Annotated in this window: 20 protein-coding genes; 7 read left to right on the forward strand and 13 right to left on the reverse strand. The window is 68.8% G+C overall.

Annotated elements, in window-relative coordinates; all coding sequences use genetic code 11:
- The 5 genes from VGC18_RS04150 to VGC18_RS04170 form a co-directional block, all read right to left on the reverse strand.
- Positions 1-574 (reverse strand): MFS transporter (locus VGC18_RS04150; protein ID WP_331094556.1); only part of this gene is annotated, 574 nt, incomplete at its 3' end.
- Positions 575-743: 169 nt separating this feature from the next.
- Positions 744-1,262 carry a NifU family protein gene (locus VGC18_RS04155; RefSeq protein WP_331094522.1) on the reverse strand — a complete coding sequence of 173 codons (519 nt, stop codon included), beginning with the start codon at positions 1,260-1,262 and terminating at the stop codon, positions 744-746.
- Positions 1,262-3,217 carry a ferrous iron transporter B gene (feoB, locus tag VGC18_RS04160; protein WP_331094525.1) on the reverse strand — a complete coding sequence of 652 codons (1,956 nt, stop codon included), beginning with the start codon at positions 3,215-3,217 and terminating at the stop codon, positions 1,262-1,264. Before feoB ends, VGC18_RS04155 begins: the two co-directional genes overlap by 1 nt.
- A gap of 80 nt (positions 3,218-3,297) precedes the next feature.
- A complete protein-coding gene (locus VGC18_RS04165) occupies positions 3,298-3,663 on the reverse strand; it encodes a FeoA family protein (protein ID WP_331094527.1) in 366 nt (121 codons plus the stop codon).
- Positions 3,664-3,949: 286 nt separating this feature from the next.
- Positions 3,950-5,320, reverse strand: coding sequence for an HNH endonuclease signature motif containing protein (locus VGC18_RS04170; protein WP_331094529.1), 1,371 nt, complete (start codon positions 5,318-5,320; stop codon positions 3,950-3,952).
- Between the two features lie 154 nt (positions 5,321-5,474).
- Here VGC18_RS04170 and VGC18_RS04175 point away from each other — a divergent pair, with 154 nt between their 5' ends.
- Complete coding sequence (locus tag VGC18_RS04175; RefSeq protein WP_331094531.1) at positions 5,475-8,297, forward strand: cation-translocating P-type ATPase; 2,823 nt, start codon at positions 5,475-5,477, stop codon at positions 8,295-8,297.
- A 31-nt stretch (positions 8,298-8,328) separates the two neighbouring features.
- Here the strand turns inward: VGC18_RS04175 and VGC18_RS04180 are convergent, their stop codons facing one another.
- Positions 8,329-9,453, reverse strand: a complete 1,125-nt coding sequence (locus VGC18_RS04180; RefSeq protein ID WP_331094533.1) for a DUF4192 domain-containing protein — start codon at positions 9,451-9,453, stop codon at positions 8,329-8,331.
- Between the two features lie 93 nt (positions 9,454-9,546).
- A complete protein-coding gene (locus VGC18_RS04185; protein ID WP_331094535.1) occupies positions 9,547-10,128 on the reverse strand; it encodes a TetR/AcrR family transcriptional regulator in 582 nt (193 codons plus the stop codon).
- Between the two features lie 88 nt (positions 10,129-10,216).
- Between VGC18_RS04185 and VGC18_RS04190 the strand changes: the two genes are divergently transcribed.
- The gene (locus VGC18_RS04190; protein ID WP_331094537.1) at positions 10,217-10,990 is read left to right on the forward strand and encodes a glucose 1-dehydrogenase; all 774 of its coding nucleotides are present in this window, start codon (positions 10,217-10,219) and stop codon (positions 10,988-10,990) included.
- On the opposite strand, the gene VGC18_RS04195 is transcribed toward VGC18_RS04190, so the two are convergent.
- Positions 10,987-11,547, reverse strand: coding sequence for a DUF4865 family protein (locus tag VGC18_RS04195; RefSeq protein WP_331094539.1), 561 nt, complete (start codon positions 11,545-11,547; stop codon positions 10,987-10,989). The two genes, VGC18_RS04190 and VGC18_RS04195, sit on opposite strands and share 4 nt — an antisense overlap.
- A 171-nt stretch (positions 11,548-11,718) precedes the next feature.
- Between VGC18_RS04195 and VGC18_RS04200 the strand changes: the two genes are divergently transcribed.
- Positions 11,719-13,827: a RecQ family ATP-dependent DNA helicase gene (locus tag VGC18_RS04200; protein ID WP_414672852.1), complete on the forward strand. Its 2,109-nt coding sequence runs from the start codon at positions 11,719-11,721 to the stop codon at positions 13,825-13,827.
- Positions 13,828-13,958: 131 nt separating this feature from the next.
- Here the strand turns inward: VGC18_RS04200 and VGC18_RS04205 are convergent, their stop codons facing one another.
- On the reverse strand, positions 13,959-14,474 hold the full coding sequence (locus tag VGC18_RS04205; RefSeq protein ID WP_331094541.1) for a GNAT family N-acetyltransferase: 516 nt from the start codon (positions 14,472-14,474) through the stop codon (positions 13,959-13,961).
- Between the two features lie 100 nt (positions 14,475-14,574).
- Here VGC18_RS04205 and VGC18_RS04210 point away from each other — a divergent pair, with 100 nt between their 5' ends.
- The 3 genes from VGC18_RS04210 to VGC18_RS04220 all read left to right on the forward strand — a co-directional run bounded on the left by VGC18_RS04210 (position 14,575) and on the right by VGC18_RS04220 (position 18,660).
- Positions 14,575-17,769 carry a DEAD/DEAH box helicase gene (locus tag VGC18_RS04210; protein WP_331094543.1) on the forward strand — a complete coding sequence of 1,065 codons (3,195 nt, stop codon included), beginning with the start codon at positions 14,575-14,577 and terminating at the stop codon, positions 17,767-17,769.
- Positions 17,770-17,833: 64 nt separating this feature from the next.
- On the forward strand, positions 17,834-18,316 hold the full coding sequence (locus VGC18_RS04215; RefSeq protein ID WP_331094545.1) for a nucleotidyltransferase family protein: 483 nt from the start codon (positions 17,834-17,836) through the stop codon (positions 18,314-18,316).
- Positions 18,313-18,660, forward strand: coding sequence for a DUF86 domain-containing protein (locus VGC18_RS04220; protein WP_331094546.1), 348 nt, complete (start codon positions 18,313-18,315; stop codon positions 18,658-18,660). Before VGC18_RS04215 ends, VGC18_RS04220 begins: the two co-directional genes overlap by 4 nt.
- A gap of 8 nt (positions 18,661-18,668) precedes the next feature.
- Here VGC18_RS04220 and mfd read toward each other — a convergent pair whose 3' ends face one another.
- The 4 genes from mfd to VGC18_RS04240 form a co-directional block, all read right to left on the reverse strand.
- Entirely contained in the window at positions 18,669-22,259 is a 3,591-nt protein-coding gene (mfd, locus tag VGC18_RS04225; protein ID WP_331094548.1) for a transcription-repair coupling factor, read from the reverse strand.
- Between the two features lie 64 nt (positions 22,260-22,323).
- Positions 22,324-22,911 carry an aminoacyl-tRNA hydrolase gene (pth, locus tag VGC18_RS04230; RefSeq protein ID WP_331094550.1) on the reverse strand — a complete coding sequence of 196 codons (588 nt, stop codon included), beginning with the start codon at positions 22,909-22,911 and terminating at the stop codon, positions 22,324-22,326.
- 45 nt (positions 22,912-22,956) lie between these two features.
- A complete protein-coding gene (locus tag VGC18_RS04235) occupies positions 22,957-23,580 on the reverse strand; it encodes a 50S ribosomal protein L25/general stress protein Ctc (protein ID WP_331094552.1) in 624 nt (207 codons plus the stop codon).
- A gap of 250 nt (positions 23,581-23,830) precedes the next feature.
- Positions 23,831-24,358, reverse strand: a complete 528-nt coding sequence (locus VGC18_RS04240; RefSeq protein WP_331094554.1) for a gluconokinase — start codon at positions 24,356-24,358, stop codon at positions 23,831-23,833.
- A gap of 74 nt (positions 24,359-24,432) precedes the next feature.
- Here VGC18_RS04240 and gndA point away from each other — a divergent pair.
- On the forward strand, positions 24,433-25,541 hold a 1,109-nt coding region (gene gndA, locus VGC18_RS04245), incomplete at its 3' end, for an NADP-dependent phosphogluconate dehydrogenase (RefSeq protein ID WP_331094555.1).

The raw sequence follows: 25,541 nt of genomic DNA on the forward strand, positions 1-25,541 counted from the left end.
GGTGCTCGATCTTCTCGTGGAAGGTGCGCACGAGCAGCACGACGGCGATCACACAGAGCGGCACGTTGACAAAGAAGATCCAGCGCCAGGACAGGTACTGCGAGAACACGCCGCCGAGAGTCGGGCCAACCACGGAGGAGATCGCCCACACACTCGCGAGATACCCTTGCGTCTTCGCACGCTCGGCCACCGTGTAGATGTCACCGGCGATCGTGATCGCCATCGGCTGGACGGCTCCGGCGCCCAGCCCCTGGATGACGCGGAACAGGATCAGCGCCGGCATGCTCCAGGCGAATCCGCAGAGCACGGAACCGAGCAGGAAGAGGCCGATGCCGATGAGGATGATGGGCTTGCGGCCGATGACGTCGGACAGCTTGGCATACACCGGTACGGACACCGCCTGCGCGAGCAGGTAGATCGAGAACAGCCAGGGGAACTGCGAGAAGCCGCCCAGGTCGTGGGTGATCGTCGGGACCGCGGTCGCGAGGATGGTCGAGTCGATCGCGACGAGGCCGGTCGTGACCATGAGGGCGATGAGGATCGGTCCGCGTTCCGATCGGAAACCGACGTCCATGGCCGGGGAATCGGCTGCCGAGGAGTTCGAGCGGGTCACGCACACCTTCTTCTTCTTGTGGTCTTCTGGCTCCGCGCTCGCCCGGAAGCCCACACTTTTCCGGCGTGGCAGCACGACCGCCCCTGGTATGAATGCCGAGGAGGCCGCGAACATTCCCGGCTCAGTACAGCTAGACCGCGACGACGTCGCGAAGACCGGGGTACCGCTCGCGAACGGCCCTCTCCAGCCGGGCGTGAAGGGTGAACCCCGCCGCCGGGCATCCGGAGCACGCGCCGCGCAGTCGAACGGTCGCCACCCCGTCGATCGCGGACACCACCTCCGCGTCGCCGCCGTGCGAGCGGATGAAGTCGCCGACCCTCCCGTCGAGCACCGTGCGCACGGCGTCGAGCAGCAGTTCGTCCTCCGGGCATTCCGGGATCTCCGCCCGCCACTCGTCCGGCCGCTCCAAGGCGCCATGGAGTGCGGTCCGGACCGTGGCTCCGTCGTCCGCCCAGGAGTGCCCGGAGCCGAGCCGGGTGACGACGGAGCAGCCGTCGATGGCGATCCCGGCAAGGGTGCCGTCACCCATGAGCTCACCCAGCCTGCCCGGGGCGCTGGACACCGCACCCCGACCGCGGAGAGTGCCGGCCGGCATGACCCAGCGGAGGGCGTCCCGGTCCTCGAGCGGTTCGGGATGGATGGGGATCATCAGTGCACCCCCGTCACTGCCGCGACGATGGTGTGCGCAAGCCACGCCGTCGACCAGGCCAGCACGAACATGTAGCCGAAGGCGATGGCCGGCCACTTCCAGGTGCCCGTCTCCCGCCGCATCACGCCAACGGTGGACATGCACTGCAGGGCATAGACGAAGAACAGCAGCAGCGCGGCGATGGTCGGCGGGCTGAAGACGCGCTCCCCCACGTGCGGGCCATCGGTGTAGGTCATCGAGTTGAGCGCGGACGCCGGGCTCTCCGGGTTCTCGGCCGCGGCGATCTGCCCGAGGGTCGCGACGAAGGTCTCGCGCGCGGACAGCGAAGCGACGATGCCGACGTTGACCCGCCAGTCGAAACCGAGCGGCTCGAACACGGGTTCCACCGCACGCCCGATCGCGGCGGCGGCGCTGTGGTCCATGACGTAGGAGGTGGTGGCCGCCCGGTCGGCCGGGTTGACCCCCGCCGCGGTGAGCTCGGCGGTGCCGTGCAGGGGCAGGTTGAGCAGCAGCCACAGCAGGATGGTCGTGGTGAGGATGATCGTCCCGCACTTGCGGAGGAAGGTCTTCGACGATTCCCACATGGAGAGCACGATCGTACGGATGGTGGGGACCCGATACGGCGGCATCTCCATGTAGAAGGGCATGAGCAGGCCATGCCGGTCCTGGACCTTCTTGACCACCCAGGCGGCGATCATCGCGGAGACGGCACCGAGCAGATAGAGGCAGAACATGATCAGCCCCTGCGTCTGCAGCGGGCCGATCCGGGCATCCGGACTCACGAGCATGCCGATGAGCAGGATGTACACGGGCAGCCGGGCCGAACAGGTCATGAGCGGGGCGCCCATCATCGTCGCGATGCGGTCCTTCGCCGATGGCAGGGTGCGCGTCGCCATGATGCCGGGCACCGCGCAGGCGAAGGACGACAACAGCGCGACGAAGGCTCGTCCCTCGAGCCCCGCCTTGGACATGATCAGGTCCATGAGGAACGCCGCCCGACACATGTAACCGACGCCCTCCAGCAGGGAGATGAGCAGGAACATGAGCAGGATCTGCGGAACGAAGACCACGACGGCTCCCACGCCGCCGATGACGGCATCGCCGAGGAGGCCGGCGAGCCAGGGAATCGGCACCCGATCGTCGACGACGGAGCCCAGCCAGCCGAAGAGGGTCTCGACGAGCCCCTGCAGCGGGGCGGCGAAGGAGAAGATGATCTGGAAGAACGAGAACATCACGCCGAAGAACACGAGCGTGCCCCACACCGGGTGGAGCAGGACGGAGTCGATCCGCTCGGTGACTCTGTCGGAGTGCGCCGGACGGTAGTCCCCGGCTTCGAGGATCGAATCGGTCCACGATTCGAGTTCCGCCGGGTCCCGCGGGGCCTCCATGGGCGGCAGCGGCCAGTTCTGCCAGTCGACGAGCCGCTTGCGCAGTTCCTGGATTCCGACACCGCGATTGCCGATGACCTGGACGACGGGGACGCCGAGCGCCCTGGAGAGCCCGTCGATGTCGATGCGGCCGCCGCGGCGCATCAGCTCGTCGGTGAGCGTGACGACGACACAGCTGGGTTTGTGCAGGTTCAGCACCTGGGCGACGAATCGCAACGACCGCCTCAGGGTCGTGGCATCGACCACGATCATCAGCGCGTCGGGGGGACGGATCTCCTCGATCCGCCCGTTCAGCAGGTCGGTGACGATCTTCTCGTCGGGGCTGATCGGATCGAGGCTGTACGTGCCCGGCAGGTCCTCGACGAGGAATTGGCTGCCGCCGGAGCGGAAGCTGCCGATGGAACGACCGACCGTCACCCCGGGGTAGTTGCCGGTTCTCGCATGAAGTCCGGTCAGACTGTTGAAGATGCTCGTCTTGCCCGCGTTGGGGCTGCCGATGAGCGCCATGCGCTGCGCGGCAGGCGCGACGGTGACGGCTCCGCCACCGTCATGACAGCCCTCTTTCATGACGACCTTCCTCCTCGCTCTCTTCTCTCCGCCGGCTCAACCGAGCATCTCGGCCGGCTCAACCGAGCATCTCGGCCGGCTCACCCGAGCGAGACGACGCGGATCTTCTGGGCCTGGGCCCGGCGAAGGCAGATGTCGTATCCGCAGACCCGGTAGACGACGGGATCCCCGAGCGGGGCCCGGCGCACGGCCTCGACCCCCGTGCCGGCCACAAAGCCCAGGTCGCCGAGCCGCTGACCGAGCGCCGGGGAGGCATCGGAGTCGATGGCCAGGATGTTGCCGCGGACCCCGATCGGGAGGTCGGCGAGGCTGAGGCCAGGCGTGCCGGATGTCTCGACGGAACCGGATCTGGCGAGGGCGGCCGCGACAAACGCCGTGTCAACGACGGCGCCACGTTCCTCGGGCAGCGGGCATCCGCAGCCGCTCCGCGATGATGTGCGAGTCACGATCCCTGCTTTCTCGACAGACAACCTTCACGACGCCTCAGGTGAAGGCTCGGGCATCACTGAAGGCTCGGGCATCACCGTCGCCGACGACGCCTGACACTCACGGTAGTGAAAGTTAGGTAACGCTTACCTATCTTTAGTCCCGTCTTTGATCCCGATTTCGGCCGCGAATCCCGTGGAATTCTGCGGAGATCATCCGGGCCGTCTGCCGCGGCTCTACCATCGCCCGGCGATTGGCCCGCCCTCCCCGAGCATCGTCTCGATCGTCGGATCGTTCTCATCGGGGTCACCCCGCTTTCGCGTTCAGCCATGGAGGCAGTTTGGACGGCATCGGTCGTGGCGTGCGGGTCACGTCGACCGATGCCGGTGGCACCAGCACGAATTCCTCGGCGGGTGACCTTCGTTCTATGCGCCAGCCGTAGTTGTGGAGGAGAAGATGATGTCGCCGGCAGAGCAGCAGTCCGTTGTCGACATCGGTGCGGCCGCCCGAAGAACAGGGCAGAACATGGTGAGCCTCGCACCACGAAGGCGGTCTGTCACAGCCCGGCCAGCGGCATCCGCCGTCCCTGTTCGCGAGTGCCACCCGCTGTGCGGTCGTGAACAATCGCCGCGTCCGGCCGAGATCGAGCGGTAGGCCCGCACCGGAGAGGACGACCGGCAGTGCACCGGCGTCGCAGAGGATGCGGCGCGCGGTGGCCGCCGAAAGCGGCTCCATCGACCCTTCCAACCAGGCGATCCCGGTCTCCGGGGTCTCGTCGTCCTCGTCCCCGACGCCGCGAATGAGGTCCTCATAGGCGATCGTGACGCGGAGAGCCGGTCTGGTGCTGCCGAGGATTCGACCATCGTCGCGCTCGACGCCGAGCCGGACGAGATCCACGAGGATGTCCAGCGCCAGCTGCTCGTTGCTGCGCTCGTCCTCGAGGAGGTCCTTCGCACGACTCCGATCGGTCGCAGCGGTGAACCGGGGGCCGCCGAGCCGAGGGCTCATGGCCGCATCGATGGCCCCGATGAGAATGACATCGGATTCCGGGTCGAGCACGAGCGAAACCCGCCTGAGACCGTCGACCACGGGGCCCCTGCGCAACGAGCGCTGCGCATGGAGATGCCTCTCGCGGTTCGCCACCCCCTGTCGGTCGAGGCGGTCCCGAAAATCCCGCGCCATCGCTCCCAGTTCGTCGACATTCCGCGTCACTGCGCCACCGGCAAGCGCGTCCGTCGCTCGGGCGAGCTGTTCCGGCTCGATCTGGTCCACGACGGGCGCGAGGGTGCGGATCACTCGATCCGCGGCCTCGATCCCGACATCGCCCCGCGCTACGGCGTGGGCGAACGCCTCGAACTCCGCGGGCTCGGTCAACAGCGTACCGACGCGGATGCGACGAGCGGACTCCTGGTAACTCGACCGCGTCAACGCACGCAGGAGGGACTCGGGCACGAGGTGACCATTACGAGCAGCGAGGCCGGCATCACCGAGTTCCCTTCGGCTGCGACGGGCGAGCTCGGCCGCCGCCTGCGCCTTGATCACGTCGAGCCGTCGAGAGATCTCCTCGACCAGGACGATGGATGCGGTGAGCTCGTCATCGGGCAGAGCGGCCACGACGGGCGCGGCACGCGTCAGAGCAGCCTTCGCTCCGGCCAACTCGTGCAGTGTCTCGCTCATGAACCCAGTAAAGCGCGGACCACCGACAATCGAATACGGATCCTGACCTGCGTTTTTAACGGTGGATAACCTCGGAGAGCCTCTGCCTGTCGAGGAGGGGAACCCAGCGCCTTGCCCCTATCGGACACCGGGCACCGCGCAGGATAATGACACCGTGGAGTTCGACGATGACGTCCGCGATGCAGCGACCGACCCGTCGCTGGTTTCCGTCGGGTCCATCGCCCGAATGCTGGGCGTCGAGCCGGCGACGGGACTTTCCCCCGCTGAGGCGGAGCGCAGACTCGAGGCGAACGGGCCCAACGAGCTGCGGGCGACCAAGGTCGTCCCCACCTGGCGCAAGGTACTCGCCCAATTCCACGACCCCCTGATCTATCTCCTGCTGGCCGCCGTCGCCATCTCGGTGATCGCCTGGATCGCGGAGGGTGCCCACTCGGTTCCGATCGACGGCATCGTCATCGCCGCGATCGTGGTGCTCAACGCCCTGCTCGGCTACGTTCAGGAGGCTCGTGCCGAGAATGCCGTCGCCGCGCTCAGCACGATGACCGCCGCATCCTCCACCGTCCTGCGCGACGGCGAGCTGATCACGGTGCCATCGTCTCGGCTCGTGGTCGGTGACCTGCTGGTGCTCGGCGAGGGCGATGCGGTCGGCGCGGATGCCCGTCTCATCAGCGCGAGCGCACTGCGCGTCGCCGAGGCATCACTCACCGGCGAGAGCGAGGCGGTCACCAAGCGTCCCGCCGTCCTGCCGCGGCCGGTTTCCCTGGGCGACCGGGCCAACATGGTGTACAAGGGCACCGCGGTGGTCCAGGGCGTCGGCCGGGCGATCGTGACCGGAACCGGCATGGGCACGGAGATGGGGGCGATCGCCCAGATGCTGGATGCGACGGCGGAGAAGCCGACGCCGCTGCAGAACGAGATCAACCGCATCGGGAGGATGCTGGGGATCATCGTGGTCGCCATCGCCCTCGTCGTGATGCTCACGATCATCGTCGTCGATGGCGTCCGGGGGGCCGCCGACCTGGCGACCGTGCTCCTGCTGGGGGTCTCGCTCGCCGTCGCCGCCGTGCCGGAGGGGCTGCCCGCGATCCTGTCGGTGGTGCTCGCCCTCGGGGTGCAGCGAATGGCGCGACAAAACGCCGTCGTGAAGAAGCTGAACTCGGTGGAGGCTCTCGGATCGGCATCCGTGATCTGCTCCGACAAGACGGGGACGCTCACTCGCAATCAGATGACGATCCAGCGGCTCGCCACCGCCTCCGGAACGGCGGACGTCTCCGGGACCGGATACCGCCCGTTCGGTGAGGTGCTCGGACGCGGACGCGGACACGAGTTGACCGGCGCGCAGCTCGCCGAGACCCGGCTCATGCTCGGTACGGGAATCCTGGCCAACGACGCCCAGCTCTCGGAACACGACGGCGAGTGGGAGATCCAGGGCGACCCGACGGAGGCGGCGTTCCTGGTCGCCGCCCACAAGCTCGCCGGGATCACGGAGCGGGCCGGCCGCTTCGAACGACGGGCGCAGATCCCGTTCACCTCGGAACGCAAGATGATGTCGACGCTGAACCGCGACGACGACGGCGCCGTCGTGCTGTTCAGCAAGGGCGCTCCGGATGTGCTGCTCGATCGATGCGGATGGCTCCAGACCGGCGACACGACCGTGCCGCTGACCGACGAGCGGCGGCGGCGAACGCTGGAGGACGTGGAGGCGCTGTCGGACGAGGCGTTCCGGACCCTTGGCCTCGCCTATCGATTGGCCGACGATCTGCCGACCGGGGAGGCAGACGAATCGATCGAGCGGGACCTCGTCTTCGTCGGCGTCGCCGGTATGATCGACCCGCCACGCACGGAGGCGGCGCAGGCCATCTCCGAGGCGCATGGAGCGGGGGTCCGGGTGATCATGATCACCGGCGATCACCCGCGCACGGCGGCCAGGATCGCCGAAGACCTGGGAATCATCGAAGCCGGTGGCCGCGCGATCGCCGGTGCGGAGCTCGACCAACTCGACGACGAGGGCCTCCGCGACCTGACCCGAGAGGTCTCGGTGTATGCCCGTGTCTCGCCGCAGCACAAGCTGCGGCTCATCGACGCCCTTCAGGCGGACGGACACGTCGTGTCGATGACCGGCGATGGAGTCAACGACGCGCCCGCGTTGAAGGCCGCCGACATCGGCGTCGCGATGGGGATCACCGGCACCGAGGTGACAAAAGAGGCGGCGAGGATGATCCTCGCCGACGACAATTTCGCGACGATCGTCGCCGCGGTGCGTCAGGGCCGGATCATCTTCGACAACATCAAGAAATTCCTGCGCTATCTGCTGTCGTCCAACATGGGCGAGGTGCTCACGGTGTTCCTCGGAATCGTGCTGGCGGAGGTCATCGGGTTGTCGGGCGCCAGCGGGGAGACCGTCGTCCTTCCGTTGCTGGCCACGCAGATCCTGTGGATCAACCTGCTCACCGATTCCGCGCCGGCACTCGCCATGGGCGTCGATCCCGAGATCGACGACGTCATGGCGCGCGGGCCCCGTTCCTCCGCAGACCGGGCGATCGACGGACGGATGTGGGGCGGCATCCTTTCCATCGGCGTCGTGATGGCCGTGGTGACTCTGGCGGCCATCGATCTCTTCCTCGCCGGTGGGCTCGTCTCCATTCCCGGCTTCGGCGTGGACTCGTTGGAGGTCGCCCGCACCGCGGGCTTCACCACCCTCGTGTTCGCTCAGTTGTTCAACGCTCTCAATTCCCGTTCCGAGACCACGACCGCGTTCCATGGCTTGTTCAGCAATCGGTGGTTGTGGGGTGCCATCGGGCTGGGGGTCCTTTTGCAGGTCGCGGTCGTGCAGCTGCCGTTCCTTCAGCGGGCGTTCGGCACGGCCCCGATGGATGCCGTCCACTGGGCCGTGTGCATCGGGCTCAGTTCTCTCGTGCTCTGGTTCGACGAGCTGCGCAAACTCGGTTTCGCGGTGTCCGACCGGAGGAGGCCGTAGCGGCGCCCGTCGCGCCCTGCTGCGCGGGATCTCACCCATCGGCCGACTCCTCGAGGTCCGGTTCTTGGAAGGCCCAATCCGGCAGCAGCCCGTTGGCCAGCATGGTGTCGAGAAGCTCCGCCATCCCGTACCCGGGATCGATGCTCCGTGCCTCGGCGATGTAGCGCGAGGCGAGGGAGCTTCGCCCGAGAGCCCAGTTGAGCCAACCGAGCATGCAGAGCGGGGCGAGCCGTTCCGTCGTGTCCACCCAGGCGGTGAGACGACGCATCAGCCGGATGCCCCGCTCGATACGGTCGGGATCGGGACGCGGCCCGATCCCCAGCAGGAGGTCCGCCAGGTCGGCATCGAAGGCATCGATGTCGCCGACGGTCCGTTGGGTCTCCTCGAACAGACGGTCGCCGAGGCGCAGATCCGACGCCCACAGCAGCATCGCGAGATCCCGCAACGGGGGCGCCTGAACGACGAAGAGCAGAAGGGCGCCGTACCGCTCCACGTTCTCGTCGTGCCAGTGGAGCGCCTCCTCGAGGAAGAGCGGGAAGTCCCCGAGCGGCTCGAGCTCCGGGGGAACGACGTCGCGGGCATAAAGGCCGTCCATGAAGCGGCGATAGCGCGCCAACGCCCGCGCGGTCTTCTCCTTCGTGACCGGATCGGCGTCCGGAATCCGCTCCGGACCTTCCGTGTCGGACGATCTCGCCAGAAGAGGCTCGGGGACCTCCTTCACCGCGGCGGAGTCCGCGATCTCGGTGAGCGGATGACCACCGACAGGGGTCACGGAGTCCAGGTAGCAGGCCCAGCCATCACCCGCGACGCACAGGGCGTCGCGCAGTTCGAAACCGGACTGTCGGATGCGTCGCGTCACGACCTTCGCGAACTCCGCCTCCGGGATCGTGGTGGTCTCCCCGAATTCGGCGCTCGTGTAGATCACGGGGAGCACGGCGTCGACGGCCGGGATCTTGCAGATCGTGCCGATGGCGTAGGTGACGAGCCGTTTCTGCGCGGCCGGCGAAGCGGGAGGCAGATCGAGTCGCAGCACACCGCAGGTGCGTCTGCCGCGAAAGGGCAGGAGAACCAGGCTGTCGCGCGGGACGAACCCGAGCAGGTGAGGGAGCATGGCGAGGACGTCCGCATGGCCGGTGGCCTTGATCACAGTGGGCATGGCGACCAGTGTTGTGGTGGCGACGATGGCGACGAGCCGCCGATCCGAAATCGGTGGACAACTCCTGCCTGTGGAAAGAGGCGGCCAGCGAGGTCAGCCCGATCCTGGCAATCCCGTCTCAGCCCTCAGCCCCCTGATGATCACCTCGAGAAAGGCGCTCGAACCGTTCGCATCCCGGAACTGCTGCGGCAGGGTGGCGACAACGGTGAGGAGCTCGGCGACATCGACGTCGCTGCGGATCTCCCCGGCGGCCTGAGCCCGCTCGAGAAGCCGTCCAAAACTCCGTTTCATCGGTCGGCATGCCGCTGCGACGGCCGATCCCTCGTCCGCCAGCCCCTCACCCACCCGGATGCCCAGCGCACGCGCGCGAGGTGGGTAGCGGTCGAAGTCCCGCAGCCAGGTGGCCACGGCGGCGGAGGGCGACTCCGAATCGAGGAGTTCGACCGCCTCGTCCGTCAGGCGGTCGAAACGATCTTGCAGGATGGCCACGACGAGGTGATCCCGCGTCGCGAAATGCCGGTACAGGGTGCCCTTGCCGACACCCGCCTCGCGCGCGACGTCCTCGAACGGCAGGTTCGCCCCATGACGGGCGAACAGGGCCTCACCCGCCGCCACCAGTGCGTCCCGATTGCGACGGGCATCCGCCCGAGGGGACCTGGGGGAAGACGACGTCATCCGGCCATCCTAATTGACATCCGGACGCAGCGTCCATATGGTGGATCCCGGCATAGACGGACGATACGTCCATTTTTGGAGGACCACCATGGGCACACGCCTGGCAGGTAAGACCGCTCTGATCACCGGTTCCACGAGCAACATCGGAAGGGCCATCGCGCTGCACTTCGCTTCGGAGGGTGCACGCGTCGTCGTCTCCGGTCGTGACGCGCGCCGAGGCGAGGCGGTCGTCGACGAAATCCGCCGGGCAGGAGGCTCCGCGGACTTCGTGGCGGCCGACCTCGACGGCACCCCGCAGGCGTCGAGGGCCCTGGCCACCGCGGCCGTCACACTGCTGGGCGACCGTATCGACATCCTCGTCAACAATGCCGGGATCTTCCCCGGCGGTCCGACCACGGACATCGACGAGGCGACCTTCGACCGTGTCTACGCCGTCAACGTGAAGGCCCCGTTCTTCCTCACCGCGGCCATCGCGCCGGCGATGGCCGAGCGCGGTGACGGCGTGATCATCAATATGGGATCGTGGGCGGCACGACTCGGCATCTCGGGCAGCGCGCTGTACACGTCCTCGAAGGGTGCCGTGGAGACGCTCACCCGTGCCTGGGCGGCCGAATATGGTCCGCGCGGGGTGCGCGTCAACGCGATCTCGCCCGGCGTCGTGCGGGAGTCGGACGAAGCCGCGACGGGCCGAGGCGAGACCCTCATGCTGGGAACGCCCGCGGGAAGAAGCGGACGACCGGATGCCGTGGCCAGCGCGGCGGTCTACCTCGCGAGCGACGAGGCCTCCTTCGTCCACGGCACGGTGGTCGACGTCGACGGCGGTCGGATCGGAGTGGCCGTCGTGGGCTCCCCGGCGGCTTAGGAGCGATCCGGCTCGGAAAGGTGCAGCACGGCATAACGCACGCCGGCGAGCGACTCGGACGGCCGTGACTCCCACAGGGTGAAGAGGACCGCCTGCCACGTGCGGGGATCGACGGCGAGCACGGCGGTGTGAACGCCCGGCGCCTGAGATCGGGCTTCCAGGGTGTCCTGCAGCACGGGCACGATCGTCGCGGGGTCGGCGCCGTCAGGGATCGGGTAGGTCTCCTTCGTCGCGAACGCGGCCGATGATGCGCGACCGCGCCGGACATCCACACCGGCCCAGGTCTGCACCACGGGGCGGCCGAAGTCGGTCACGATGCCGCCGAAGCCCTTGCCGCCCCAGAGGAAGGCGCCCATCGCGTCGGTGTCGTCCCACAGGTAGAACGGGGCGTACTGGTTCACCGGGGAGCCGTCGACACCGGCCTCGCGAAGCAGATAGGCCTTGAACCGCAGGCCGGGGAAGTCGTCCGTCGCACCGCCTCTGGTCGCCACCCTGGCGCGGATGATGCCCATGTCGTAGTCCGTCGGCAGGGTGATCTCGTAGTGCATCGTGTACATGACGGTCGACCTTTCTCGAGTCAGCCTATGACGATCCTCGAGTCCCTGACAGGCGGCCGGACTCGATCGATTCCCACAGATCGCCTCGTGTCCGCCACCGGACCGGCGTCGGCACCTAGGTTCTCTTCATGACTATCGACCGATCCCCACGACTCCATCTGAGAGGCTGGTCTGGTGACCGTGACCACCACCCGCACCGACGCCGCCGAGATTCTGCGCACCCTCGTCGGGAGGGACGACGCGACGTTCCACGACGGCCAGTACGAGGCGATCGAGGCCCTCGTCGACCGGCACAGCCGTGCCCTCGTGGTGCAGCGCACCGGCTGGGGCAAATCGGCGGTCTACTTCGTCGCGACCCTCCTACTCCGCCGTCGCGGTGCGGGTCCGACCGTCCTCGTGTCGCCGCTGCTCGCCCTGATGCGCGACCAGATCTCCTCCGCGGCCCGTGCCGGGGTACGCGCCGTCGCCATCAACTCCACCAATCCGCACGAGTGGGCCGAGATTCAGCGGATGCTCGCGGCCGACGAGGTGGACGTCCTGCTGGTCTCGCCGGAGCGCCTCAACAATCCCTCCTTCCGCGAGAGGCAGCTGCCGGAACTCCTCAGGCGCATCGGCCTGCTCGTCGTCGACGAGGCGCACTGCATCTCCGACTGGGGGCACGACTTCCGCCCCGACTATCGGCGGCTGCGCGAACTCATCACCCGCATGCCAGAGGACGTCCCCGTGCTCGCGACCACGGCGACGGCGAACGGGCGGGTGGTCACCGATATCGCGGAACAGCTCGGCGGCGCGGCGGTCGTCACCATCCGGGGTCCGCTCGCCAGGGCGTCCCTCCGCCTGGGAGTCCTTCGCCTCCCGGATGCGCGCGCCAGGCTGGGCTGGCTGCTCAGCCATCTCGACGAGTTGCCGGGCAGCGGCATCATCTACGCGCTCACCGTGTCGGCCGCCGAGGACACCGCCCGGCTGCTCCGCGACGCCGGGCAGACCGTCCGCGCCTACACCGGGCAGACCGATCCCCTCGAACGGGAGCAGCTGGAGGGCGCGCTCAAGCGCAACGAGGTGAAGGCACTCGTCGCCACCAGTGCGCTCGGCATGGGCTTCGACAAGCCGGATCTGGGCTTCGTGCTGCACCTCGGTGCGCCCTCCTCCCCCGTCGCCTACTACCAGCAGGTGGGTCGTGCGGGGCGGGCCACCGACAACGCCGACGTGCTGCTCCTCCCGGGAACCGAGGACGAGGCGATCTGGCGCTACTTCGCGACGTCGTCCATGCCCAACGAGGCTCGCGCCACCGCCGTGCTCGAGGCACTGGCGGCCGCCGACGGCCCGCTGTCCACTCCGGCGCTCGAGAGCCGGGTGGACATCCGCCGAACCCCGCTCGAGCTTCTGCTCAAGGTGCTCGACGTCGATGGTGCTGTGCGGCGGGTACAGGGCGGGTGGATGGCCACCGGACTGCCCTGGAACTACGATCGCGAGCGCTACGAGCGCATCGCCGCCGCACGCGAGATCGAACAGCGCCACATGGTCGAGTACGAGACGACGACCGGATGCCGCATGGAATATCTGCAGCGGGCGCTCGACGACGAGACGGCGGCGCCGTGCGGGCGCTGCGACAACTGCGCGGGCGCCTGGTACCCCACGGACGTCGCCGACAACGCGACGATCGCGGCCCAGACCTCGCTCGATCGTGTCGGAATCGCGATCGAGCCCCGAGCGCAGTGGCCGACCGGCGCAGGACTGCTCGGCGTGCCGGTGCGGGGAAACCTGCCCCGGGACGAGCGGATGCTCGAGGGCCGCGCGCTCGCCCGCCTCACCGACCTCGGCTGGGGAACCGCGCTCCGCGAGGTGTTCGCGCCGAAGACTCCGGATGCGCCGGCAAGCGAGAGCCTCGTCCGCGCCTGCGTGCGGGTGCTCGCCGACTGGGCCTGGGAGACCCGACCGGTCGGGATCGTCTCGATGCCGTCGGACCGGCACCCCCTGCTGGTCCAATCGGTCGCCGCCGGCCTGGCCCATGCGGGGAGGCTGCCCCTCCTCGGCTCGCTCGATCTGATCGAACCGTCCACGAGCGAGCCGGGCGGCAACAGCGCGTACCGGCTGGCCTCGGTGTGGAACCGGTTCGCGGTCGGGGAGGCCCTCGCGAACCGGTTGGCGGGGCTCGATGGCCCCGTGCTGCTCGTGGACGACCTTGCCGACAGCCGATGGACGCTCACGGTCGCCGCACGATGGCTCCGGCTCGCCGGTGCGGACGCGGTGTTGCCGTTCACTCTGGGGCTGCGGGCCTGAGGGTGTCGTGGAGGGCACCGAGGCCGGCGCCTCGCCGCGAGATCCGTCGCACCGTCCTGAAGGCGGGAGCGACCTGGTCGACCCGTTCGACCGAGGCGACGAGGGAATCCGGGCGCCGGGATCCGGGTGACTCATCCGACCGCGAGCACCATGACGATGCTGTTGTACGTCTTGCCATCCCAGTGGATCGTCTCGACGGGCTCGAAACCCCAGCGCCGGTAGAGATCGACCAGGTGCTCCGCGGACTCCGCGGTGTCGATGCCGATCCATTCCACGCCGTTCCGGACGGCCCAGGCACAACCCTCGTCCCAAAGCCGCCCCGCGATCCCCTCCCCCTGATGGGACGGGTCGACGGCCAGCTGGTTCAGCCACACGGTGTCCTTGCGGCCGGCCACCCCCGGAGCGAGCCTCTGCAGTGCGCGGCTCGGCGGACTGCTCATCGTGACGGTTCCGACCAGCTCACCGTCGAGCTCCGCGACCAGGCACAGTCCGCCGGATGCCCGCCGCAGGGTGGCGGCGACGTCCTGATAGGCGCCGGTGAAGTTGAGCCCCGCCGCGGCGAGCGGAGCATAGGCACGGTGGATGAGCTCGGTGAGGGTCTCCGCGTCATCCCGGGCGAAGGGACGCAGGACAATGGGCGCGATCACCCGACCATTCTCGCGCTCTGCCTTCGAGGAGTACTCCTCCACGATGAACCCTGTAGACAAAAGAGGCGGACACGTCGGAGCCCCGTGAGACGATGAATGGATGCCGCCGAACCTCGCTCCCCTGGTAGACGCGATCGAGATCGTCCGCCTCGTCGGCCCCGTGTTCTTCGGGCGCGGGCAGGACTATGCGCGGCGCGGCGCGGTCTCGGAGATCCGCTGGGACACGGATGCCGCCATCCTCACCGGGATCGTGCGGGGAACGAGCCCGAGCCCCTACCTGTGCAGCATCCTGCTGGGACAGGACGGCCGGCCGCGGGACAGCTCGTGCAGCTGCCCGATGCGGTCGGACTGCAAGCACGTCGCCGCCACCATCCTCGAGAGCAATGCGAGGGCGGTCAGGGCCGATCGTCGGGCCGCGCCGCTCCCGCCGCAACCGGCCTGGAAGACCGTCTTCGAGACATCCGCCGGCACCGGAGCGACCGGGCGCACCGTTCCCATGGCGCTGCTGTTCGAGCTGCGGGAACCGGTGCCCCGATCGAGGAGCGACTGGTCGGGGAAGGCGGCGAGGACCGCCACCGCCCCCTTCGGCACCGGATCGAGCTACTCCCTGGCGGTGCGGCCGGCAGTTCTCGGCCCGTCCGGGAAATGGGTGCGCACCACCGTCACCTGGAGCACCCTCCCCTACCGCGTCAGTCGGCTCGAGCTCCGGCCGGATCAACACCGCTGGTTCGTCCAGTTCCACGCGCTGCACCGCTCGACCCGCGAGACCTTCGGTGCCCAGGAGGGCGACTGGCTCTACCTCGATTCTTTCGGCAGCCCGCTGCTGTGGCAGCTGTTCGACGAGGCTCGCGCGCTCGGCATCACGATGGCCGGGACGGGAAAGGGCTCCACGATCGCGATCGGCGCGGAGGCCCGGCTCGGCATCGACGCAAGCGCCCAGTCGATCGGCGACGGGTTCCGGCTCAGCACGACGCTCACGATCGACGGCCGGCCGTTCCCCGCCGGGGCCGCCCGCCCCATCGGCGACCACGGCCTCTACGTCTTCTCCGAGCATCCGGCCTTCCATCTGGCGCCGACCCTCAGGCCCATCGACGAGGAGCAGCGCAGGCTGCTGAGCCGGGCCTCCGTCACCGTCCCGGGCTCCGACGTGGCCGAGTTCCTCCGGGACTACTACCCGAGACTCCGGCGCGCCGTCGAGCTGACGAGCACGGATGGCACGGTGCCGCTGCCGGAGATCCCGCCGCCGACACTCGTGGTCACCGTGACCTTCGCCCCGAAGCAGCGGCTGGGCTGGAGCCTCGGCTGGGACGGGACGCGGGACCCGGATGCCGAACCCATGATCCGCGCGTCGGTCGACGAGCTGCTACCGTCGTCGCCACGGCTCGCCGGCATCGAGGCCGCCCAGTTCGCCGACAAGGTCATTCCCCTCCTCGAGGCGCTGCCCGGGGTGCGGGTCGACCTCGTCGGGGACCGGCCGGACTATCGCGAGCTGACCGAGGCGCCGCATCTGGTCATCACCACCGTGGCCACCGACCAGCCGGACTGGTTCGATCTCGGGGTCCTCGTCACCGTCGAGGGCCGAACGGTGCCGTTCACCCCGCTGTTCCGGGCGCTGTCCAAGGGCGAATCGAAGCTGCTGCTTATCGACCACTCCTACCTCTCGCTGGAACACCCGGCCTTCGACGAACTGCGACGGCTCCTGGCGGAGGCCTCCGAGCTGACCGAGTGGGAGACGCGCCCGCGCATCAGCCGCTACCAGGCGAGTCTCTGGTCGGAGTTCGAGGACCTCGCCGACGAGACCGAGCAGGCGCAGGCGTGGCGGCGGACCGTCGGCGGGCTGCTCGCGGCCGACCCCCTCCCCGCCACACCGGTGCCCGTGGGCCTGCTGGCGACGCTGCGCCCCTATCAGCAGGATGGCCTCGACTGGCTGGCCTTCCTCTGGGAGCACCGGCTCGGCGGCATCCTCGCGGACGACATGGGGCTCGGCAAGACCCTGCAGGCGCTCGCCCTGATCGGCCACGCGGTCGCCGGCCGCACGAGCGAGAGCCCACCGTCCGCCCCGTTCCTCGTCGTCGCCCCGACCTCCGTCGTGGCGGGCTGGCTGAGCGAGGCGGAACGGTTCGCCCCCGGGCTGATCTCGCGAGCCGTGACGGCGACAGAGTCGAAAAGCGGGCTATCGATCGCCGAGACCGCGTTCGGCGCCGACGTGGTCGTGACCTCGTACGCCCTGTTCCGGCTCGACTTCGAGAGCTACCGGGCTCTGCCCTGGGCCGGGCTGATCCTGGACGAGGCGCAGTTCGTCAAGAACCCCGCCTCGAAGGCCCACCAGTGCGCGCTCGACCTGGCGACCCCGTTCAAGCTGGCCATCACGGGGACGCCGATGGAGAACAGCCTCCTGGACCTCTGGTCGCTGTTCCAGATCGTCGCGCCGGGGCTGTTCCCCTCCCGCAGGCGGTTCGCCGACGAGTATCTGCGTCCGATCGCCGACGCGGAGAACCCGGCGCGGCTGGAGAAGCTGAAGCGCCGCATCCGTCCGCTCATGATGCGGCGCACCAAGGAGCTCGTCGCGACCGAGCTGCCCGCCAAACAGGAGCAGGTGCTCCGGGTCGAACTGACTCCGCGCCACCGCAGGCTCTACGAGACCTTTCTGCAGAAGGAGCGGCAGAAGCTGCTCGGGCTCATCGAGGACCTCGACCGCAACCGGTTCATCGTCTTCCGTTCGCTCACGCTGCTGCGGATGCTCAGCCTCGACGCCTCGCTCGTGGACGAGAAGTACGGCGACATCCCGTCGGCGAAGCTCGAGGCCCTGTTCGAGCGGCTCGACGACGTCATCGCCGAGGGGCACCGGGCACTCGTCTTCAGCCAGTTCACCTCGTTCCTCGGCAGGGCGGCCGCACGGCTCGAGGCAGCCGGCATCGCCTACCAGTACCTCGACGGGTCGACCCGCGGTCGCGCATCCGTGATCTCGCGGTTCCGGGACGGGAATGCTCCGGTCTTCCTGATCAGTCTCAAGGCGGGCGGGTTCGGGCTCACCCTCACCGAGGCCGACTACGTGTTCCTGCTCGACCCGTGGTGGAATCCGGCCACGGAGACGCAGGCGATCGACAGGACGCACCGGATCGGGCAAACCCGCGCCGTCAACGTCTACCGGATGATCTCGAGCGACACGATCGAGGAGAAGGTGATGGCGCTCAAGGACCGCAAGGCGCGGCTGTTCGACGCCGTCATGGACGACGACACCCCGTTCGGCGCCGGCATCACCGCCGACGACATCCGCGGGCTGCTCGAGGACTGAGCACCTCTCTGGCAATATGTACATGTATCTGTACATCTTCCGTCCACGCGCCTACCCTGGGAACATGGATACGCCGGAGCCGGAGGCGGTGACCTCGGTCGCCGACGCCAGGGCTTCGCTGTCCCAGATCCTTCGCCGGTTCCGCAGCTCCCACGGAACCGCCCCCATCATCTTCGGCTCCCATCGGCAGGCCGAGGCGGTGCTCCTCCCCTACGGCAGGTATCGCGAGCTCGCCGCCGACCGGGGAAAGCCACGGCCTCCCGTTCTCGAGCAGCTGCGGTCGCGCCGTGCGCTCGTCGTCCGGCTGGCCGCCCTCAACCGCATCCGCGCGGTGGCGGTGTTCGGTTCCGTTGCCAGGGGCGAGGAGACGGAGACCAGCGATATCGATCTGTTGGTGGAGCCGGAGCCGGATGCCTCCCTCTTCGATCTCGCCCAGTTCGGCATCGACCTCGAACAGGTTTTCACTCGCGCGGTGGACGTGGTCAGTTCGTCGGCCCTCATCGCGGGAGTCGACGCCGACATCCGCGAGCAGTCGGTCCCGCTGTGAACAAACCGGATGACCGCGTCCTGGCCTGGCTCGATGACCTGCACCGGACACTCGTCACGGCCGGCGAGCTGGCCGACCGCGGTCATGACGCCTATCTCTCCGATGGCGCCCTCCCGCTCGCATTCGAGGCGCTGAGCAACCGCGTCGGCGACCTGGCCAAGAAGCTGCTGGCCGCCGATCCCGCACGATCCGACGACCCCATCTGGGCGCAGGCGGCTCGCAATCGAGATTTTGTGGTCCACCAGTACCACCGCGTGGACGTCGAGCTGCTCTGGAACACCGTGGTCCACGACTTCCCCCGGCTGGCCGCACTGACCGAGCGCGAGCTCTCCGAACACCGGTAGAGAGCGCCCTACTCAACGGGAACCGACTCGACCTTCAGCTCGGCCCCGAAGATCGCGACGAGCAGCTGCCCCGTCCACTCGATGAGGTCGCGGTCGGCGAGCGCGACGCCCGCCCTCATCGGCATCGGCACGGAGACCGAACGCGTCTGGGCGAAGTACCTTGCTCCGGGGAACATCCGCTGCAGCCGGATCTGGATCGAGTCGGCGAGCTCGGCGCTGGCCACCCGCAGGTTGCCGCCCGCGGTGACGACCTCGCTGAGGCCGGCCTTCTGGGCCATCCGCCGCAGCCGCGACACCGCGATGAGGTTGAGCACCTGCACGGGCGGCTCACCGTACCGATCGGTCAGCTCCTCGAGCACGGAGTCGATGGCGTCGCCGGATGCCGCGGGCGAGGAGGCCGTCGACAGCTTCTGGTAGGCCTCGAGCCGCAACCGCTCGCTCTCGACATACTCCTCGGGGATGTGCGCATCCACCGGCAGCTCCAGCCGCAGCTCCGTCTGCCCCTCGGCGACCTCGCCGCGGAAGGTGGAGACCGCCTCCCCGATCATCCGGAGGTACAGGTCGAAGCCGACCCCGGCGATGTGCCCGGACTGCTCTCCGCCGAGCAGGTTGCCCGCCCCGCGGATCTCGAGGTCCTTGAGCGCGACCTGCATGCCGGCACCGAGCTCGTTGTTGGCGGCGATGGTGGCGAGCCGGTCGTGGGCGATCTCGCCGAGCGGCTTGTCCGCGTCGTAGAGGAAGTACGCGTAGGCGCGCTCCCTGCCGCGGCCGACCCGCCCGCGCAGCTGGTGCAGCTGGGACAGGCCGTACTTGTCGGCCCTGTCGATGATGAGCGTGTTCGCGTTGGCGATGTCGAGACCGGTCTCGATGATGGTCGTCGAGACGAGCACGTCGAACTTGCGCTCCCAGAAGTCGACCATGACCTGCTCGAGCACGTGCTCGGGCAGCTGGCCGTGGGCGACGGCGATGCGGGCCTCGGGGACGATCTCCGCCAGCTGCGCGGCGACCCGGTTGATCGAGGAGACCCGGTTGTGCACGAAGAACACCTGGCCCTCCCGCAGCAGCTCCCGCCGGATGGCCGCACCCACCTGCTTGTCGTTGTACGGTCCGACGAAGGTGAGGATCGGATGCCGGTCCTCCGGCGGCGTCGCCAGCGTCGACATCTCGCGGATGCCGGTCACCGCCATCTCGAGCGTGCGCGGGATCGGGGTCGCACTCATCGCCAGGATATCGACGTTCGTCTTCAGCTTCTTGAGCGCATCCTTGTGCTCGACGCCGAAGCGCTGCTCCTCGTCGATGATGACGAGTCCCAGGTCCTTGAAGTGGATGCTCGGGCTGAGCAGCCGGTGCGTGCCGATGACCACGTCGACGGTGCCGTCCGCCATGCCGTCGATGGTCTCCTTCGACTCCTTGTCGGTCTGGAAACGGCTGAGCGCCCGCAGGTGGACGGGGAAGCCGGCGAACCGCTCGGCGAAGGTCTCCATGTGCTGTTTGACAAGCAGCGTGGTCGGGACGAGCATGACCACCTGCTTGCCGTCCTGCACCGCCTTGAACGCGGCCCGGACGGCGATCTCGGTCTTGCCGTAGCCGACGTCCCCGGAGATGAGCCGGTCAATCGGGATCGGCCGTTCCATGTCGGCCTTGACCTCGTCGATGGTCGTGAGCTGGTCGATGGTCTCCACGAAGGGGAAGGCGTCCTCGAGCTCCTGCTGCCAGGGGGTGTCCGGCGGGAAGGCGTGACCCTTCGACGCCATGCGCGCCGAGTACAGCTTCACGAGCTCGACCGCGATGTCACGCACCGCCTTGCGGGCGCGGCCCTTCTGCGCGGCCCACTCGCCGCCGCCCATCTTGCTGAGCGCCGGGGCCTCTCCCCCGACGTAGCGGGTGAGCAGGTCGAGCTGATCCGTCGGCACGTAGAGCTTGTCGCCCGGATATCCGCGCTTGGACGGCGCGTACTCGATGAGCAGGTACTCCCGGTTGTTCTTGACCGGGTTGCGGCCTCCCGTCGAGACCTCTCGCTGCACGAGCTCGACGAACTTGCCGATGCCGTGCGTCTCGTGCACCACGAAGTCGCCCGCCTTGAGCTGCAGCGGATCGACGACGTTCTTGCGCCGGCTGGCGAGCTTCTTGACCTGGCGGGCGTCGTAGCCGGCCGCCCGCCCGTAGAACTCGCTCTCGCTGAGCAGGACCAACTTGAGTTCCGGCAGCTCGAAGCCGTGCTCGACGGATGCCTTGAGCAGATAGGCGACACCGGCCTCCGGGTCGCCCGGAAGGTCCTCGACGACCCGCGCGGCGAATCCGTGCTCGCCGAGGGCCTCGGCCGCTCGTTCGACCAGGCCGTGTCCCTGGGCGACGACGACGACCGTCCAGCCGTCCTTCAGCCGGTCACCGACGTAGTCGATCGCCCCCTCGGCCTGCCCCTGGAAGGCGGGGACGGTGGCCGCATCGATGCGGATGTAGTGGTCGCCGTCGCGGAGCTCGCTCGTCGGCGACTGCGCATCCGCCGCCCCGCTGTCGAAGGAGCTGAGCGTCCACCACGCCCGGTCGCCGGCGGACTCGCGCAGCGCCGTCAGGCTGAGGAAGTCGCCGGAGTCGAGGTCGATCGGCGCCTCCGCCCCGGCCGTCGCGGCGTTCCAGGCCGCGCTGAGGAACTCGCGGTTCGTCTCGACGAGGCTCACCGCGCGACTCGCGACGCGCTCGGGAGCGAGCACCGCGATCGCGGCGCCGGCCGGCAGGTAATGGGTGAGCGGCACGAGCCGGTCGACGAGCGCGGGGGCGAGCGACTCCATGCCGTCGACGGGGATGCCCTCGGCGATCTTGGCGAGCATCTGGGCGAGGCTCGGGAACTCGTGCTGCATCTCCTTGGCCCGCTGTCTCACCGGGGGGCTCAGCAGCAGCTCCCGGCTGGCCGGCAGCTCGACCCGCTGCACGGCGTCGGGAAGCGACCGCTGGTCGGCGACCGCGAACTCGCGGATCTGCTCCACCTCGTCGCCGAAGAACTCGACCCGCCACGGATGCTCGGCCGTCGGCGCGAAGACGTCGAGGATCCCGCCGCGCACCGCGAACTCGCCGCGGCGGGTGACCATGTCGACCCGCGAGTAGGCGAGGTCGACGAGCTGGGTGGACAGGCCCGCGAGGTTGTAGCCCCGACCGCCGGCGACGAGCTCGAGCGGCTCGAGGCTGGTCAGGTTGTCGGCGAGCGGCTGGAGGGCGGCCCGCACGCTCGCGACGACGACGAGATCTCCCGTCGGGTTCCGTTCCCAGCGCTGGAGGTGGCGAAGCGCGCGGATGCGTTTGCCGACCGTCTCCGCGCTCGGACTCAGCCGCTCGTGCGGGAGGGTCTCCCAGGCGGGGAACTCGATGACCTCGGCCGCCGGGGCGATGCTGCCGAGGGCCGCCCGCAGGGACTCGGAGTCCCGGCCGGTGGCGACGATCGCGAGCAGCGCCTGGGGGCCGCCGCGGGCATCCAGGAGACCCGTCAGGAGCGGGGCCCGAAGGCCGTCGACGAGCGAGAAATCGGCGCTGCGATCGGCGTATCCGAGGGCGTTTTCGACCGTGTGGGCGCGCTTGAGCGCAGAGTTCAAGCCCTGAAGGATCACCGGGAAAGTCTACGACCTGCCCGGGACACGGGAGCCGGCTTACGCTCAGCGCACACGCGGAGTGCTACTCCGAGGCGGTGTGGAACCGGAGCTGGGCCGCCGTGAGGCCGTCCCTGGCGATCGACTCGACCGCGTCCGCGGCATCCGTCAGCAGGCTGGGCAGCACGGAGCGCTCGGTCGAGCCGAAGTCGTGCAGCACGAAGTCGGCCGCGGCCTGGCGTCCTGGCGGCCTGCCGATGCCGACCCTCACCCTGGTGAAGTCGCCGGTGCCGACCGCCGACACGATGTCGCGCAGGCCGTTATGGCCGCCGTGGCCGCCGCCGAACTTGAGCCGGATCCGGTCGAAGGGGATGTCGAGCTCGTCGTGGACGACGATGAGGCGGGAGGGGTCGAGCGAGAAGAACTTGAGCAGCCCCGCGACCGGGCCGCCGGACAGGTTCATGAACGAGTTCGGCTTCGCGAGGATGAGCCGCGGGCCCTCGAGCCCGGTGCGCCCCTCCGCGACCATCGAATTGGTCTTGTGCGAGCGGAACGACGCGTGCATGCGGTCGGCGAGCTCGGCGAGCACCATCTGGCCGACGTTGTGGCGATTGCTCGCGTAGTCGGGCCCGGGGTTGCCGAGCCCGACTACGAGCCACTGAGTGGTGTCCATGGAAGACCAGGGTCAGCGAGATAAGCGGGACGAGGACCGGCCGAACTACTCCGCCGACTCCTCGGCGGGTGCCTCGACGGCGACCTCCGGCTCCTCGCCGAGGTCCTGCTCGGCGGGGATGCTGATCGCCACGACGACGACCTCCGGGTCGGTGAGCAGCACGGCGCCCTCCGGGAGCTCGATGTCCCCCGCGAGGATGTGAGTGCCCGCCTCCATGCCCTCGACGCTGACCACGACGTTCTCGGGGATGTTGGTGGCGAGCACCTCGAGGCTGAGGGTCTTCGCATCCTGATCGGCGACGAGTCCGGCGACCGGCTCGCCCTGGACGTGGATGGCGACGTCGACCTCGACACGCTCGCCCTTGCGCAGCACGATCAGGTCGATGTGCTCGATGATCTGGCGCAGCGGGTCCTTCTGCACGTCCTTGACGAGGGCGAGCTGGCTCTCGCCCTCGATCTGGAGGTCGAGGATGGCGTTCGCCTTGCGCAGCAGCAGCGCGACCTCGTGGGCGGGAAGGCTCACGTGCTTGGGGTCGGTGCCGTGGCCGTAGACGACGGCAGGGACCTTGCCCGCGGCGCGCAGCTTGCGGGCGACGCCCTTGCCGAAGGTGGTGCGCAGCTCGGCGTCGATCTGGTTGGTCAGCTCTTTCTGAGCCTTCTTCTCGGACATGAATTTCTCCTTAGCGAGCCGTCGGGCCCTCGTATATGGTTTTCAACTCGAACGCATCAGCGTGAGGAAAGACTTGAGGGCTGTTGCCAGCCAGGCCGCTCCACCGCGTCGATCACGGATGCCCACCGCGCCTCACGGGGCGGCCGACGATCCCTCGCCGAAGTTCCGGGACGATCGCGGCGCACGCGGCACCACGGATCGAAACCCAGGGACAGAGCTTACACGGGCACGGGCCGCTCTGGCGATCCGATCAGTGGTCGCGGGCGAGCAGCAGGCCGATCGCGCGCCTGGCCAGCTCATCGGGCGTCGACTCCGCCGTCAGCACGAGGGTCACCCCCGGCTCGTCCGGCGCCAGCGGCTCCAGCGTGGCCAACTGTGAGTCGAGCAGGGACTCCGGCATGAAATGCCCCTTGCGAGCGGCCATGCGGGCATCCAGTAGCTCGCGCTCCCCCGTCAGGAAGACGAACCGGGTGGCGGGCTCCTCGTCGAGGATCGCGCGGCGATAGGACCGCTTCAGCGCGGAGCAGGCCATGACCAGCCCCGTCTTCTCCGCGGCGGCGAGATGAGCGCCGACGACCGCGAGCCAGGGCCAGCGGTCGTCGTCGGTGAGCGGATGCCCGGCCGCCATCTTCGCGACGTTCGCCGCCGGATGCAGCCCGTCGGCATCCTCGAACGGCACCCCCAACTGGGCGGCGAGCAGGCCGCCGATCGTGGTCTTGCCCGATCCCGACACCCCCATGATGACGAGAAGGGGTGGGGCTGTGGGTGTCGCGGACATGCCACAAGGTTAGTGGTCATGCAAAACGGCTAGCCTGGTAGGCGGTCCAAATCACGCGTGAGCAAGGAGACATCATGGCCGAATCCCAGGCAAACATCGGCGTAGTGGGGCTGGCCGTGATGGGCAGCAACCTCGCACGCAACCTCGCGAGCAGAGAAGGCAACACCGTCGCGGTCTTCAACCGCTCCCACGAGAGGACGGAGACCCTCCTCACCGAGCATCCAGAGGCCGAGTTCATCGGGACGACGAGCTACGAGGAGTTCGCGGCGGCGCTGAGCAAGCCGCGGACGGCGATCATCATGGTCCAGGCGGGCAGGGGCACGGATGCCGTCATTGATGAGCTGACCCGCGTCTTCGAGCCGGGCGACATCATCGTCGACGGCGGCAACGCGCTGTTCACCGACACCATCCGCCGCGAGAAGGCGGTGCGCGAGACCGGCATCAACTTCGTCGGCGCGGGGATCTCCGGCGGCGAGGAGGGCGCGCTCAAGGGTCCGTCGATCATGCCGGGCGGTTCCGCCGAGGCGTGGGAGACCCTGGGACCGATCCTCAAGTCGATCGCCGCGGTCGCAGAGGGTGAGCCCTGCGTGACCCACGTCGGCACCGACGGCGCCGGACACTTCGTCAAGATGATCCACAACGGCATCGAGTACGCCGACATGCAGCTCATCGCCGAGGCGTACGACCTCATCCGCCGCGGGACCGGCAAGAGCCCGGCGGAGATCGCCGACATCTTCGCCGCCTGGAACACGACGGAGCTCGAGAGCTACCTCATCGAGATCACCGCCGAGGTCCTGCGTCAGACCGACACGAAGACGGGCAAGCCGCTCGTCGACGTCATCGTCGACCAGGCGGGAGCGAAGGGCACCGGCGCCTGGACCGTGCAGACCGCCCTCGACCTGGGCATCCCGGTCTCCGGCATCGCCGAGGCCGTGTTCGCCCGCTCGCTGTCGTCCAAGCCGGCACAGCGCGCCGCGGCATCCGACCTGCCCGGCCCGTCCGAGACCTGGACCGTCGACGACCCCGACGCCTTCGTCGAGGACGTGCGGCTCGCGCTCTACGCCTCGAAGATCATCGCCTACAGCCAGGGCTTCGACGAGATCGTCGCCGGCGCCGAGGAGTACGGATGGGACATCCACAAGGGTGACATCGCCAAGATCTGGCGCGGCGGCTGCATCATCCG

The organism is Lacisediminihabitans sp. (assembly GCF_036404185.1).
In the GTDB taxonomy this organism is placed as follows: Bacteria; Actinomycetota; Actinomycetes; order Actinomycetales; family Microbacteriaceae; genus Lacisediminihabitans.

Bases quoted from the DNA above. Each gene is read 5' to 3' on its own strand.
- VGC18_RS04195 (WP_331094539.1), bottom strand. From the start codon at position 11,547: ATGTACACGATGCACTACGAGATCACCCTGCCGACGGACTACGACATG.
- feoB (WP_331094525.1), bottom strand. From the start codon at position 3,217: ATGAAAGAGGGCTGTCATGACGGTGGCGGAGCCGTCACCGTCGCGCCT.
- VGC18_RS04190 (WP_331094537.1), top strand. From the start codon at position 10,217: ATGGGCACACGCCTGGCAGGTAAGACCGCTCTGATCACCGGTTCCACG.
- VGC18_RS04210 (WP_331094543.1), top strand. From the start codon at position 14,575: ATGCCGCCGAACCTCGCTCCCCTGGTAGACGCGATCGAGATCGTCCGC.
- VGC18_RS04170 (WP_331094529.1), bottom strand. From the start codon at position 5,320: ATGAGCGAGACACTGCACGAGTTGGCCGGAGCGAAGGCTGCTCTGACG.
- VGC18_RS04180 (WP_331094533.1), bottom strand. From the start codon at position 9,453: ATGCCCACTGTGATCAAGGCCACCGGCCATGCGGACGTCCTCGCCATG.
- VGC18_RS04185 (WP_331094535.1), bottom strand. From the start codon at position 10,128: ATGACGTCGTCTTCCCCCAGGTCCCCTCGGGCGGATGCCCGTCGCAAT.
- VGC18_RS04240 (WP_331094554.1), bottom strand. From the start codon at position 24,358: ATGTCCGCGACACCCACAGCCCCACCCCTTCTCGTCATCATGGGGGTG.
- pth (WP_331094550.1), bottom strand. From the start codon at position 22,911: ATGGACACCACTCAGTGGCTCGTAGTCGGGCTCGGCAACCCCGGGCCC.
- VGC18_RS04235 (WP_331094552.1), bottom strand. From the start codon at position 23,580: ATGTCCGAGAAGAAGGCTCAGAAAGAGCTGACCAACCAGATCGACGCC.
- VGC18_RS04155 (WP_331094522.1), bottom strand. From the start codon at position 1,262: ATGATCCCCATCCATCCCGAACCGCTCGAGGACCGGGACGCCCTCCGC.
- VGC18_RS04215 (WP_331094545.1), top strand. From the start codon at position 17,834: ATGGATACGCCGGAGCCGGAGGCGGTGACCTCGGTCGCCGACGCCAGG.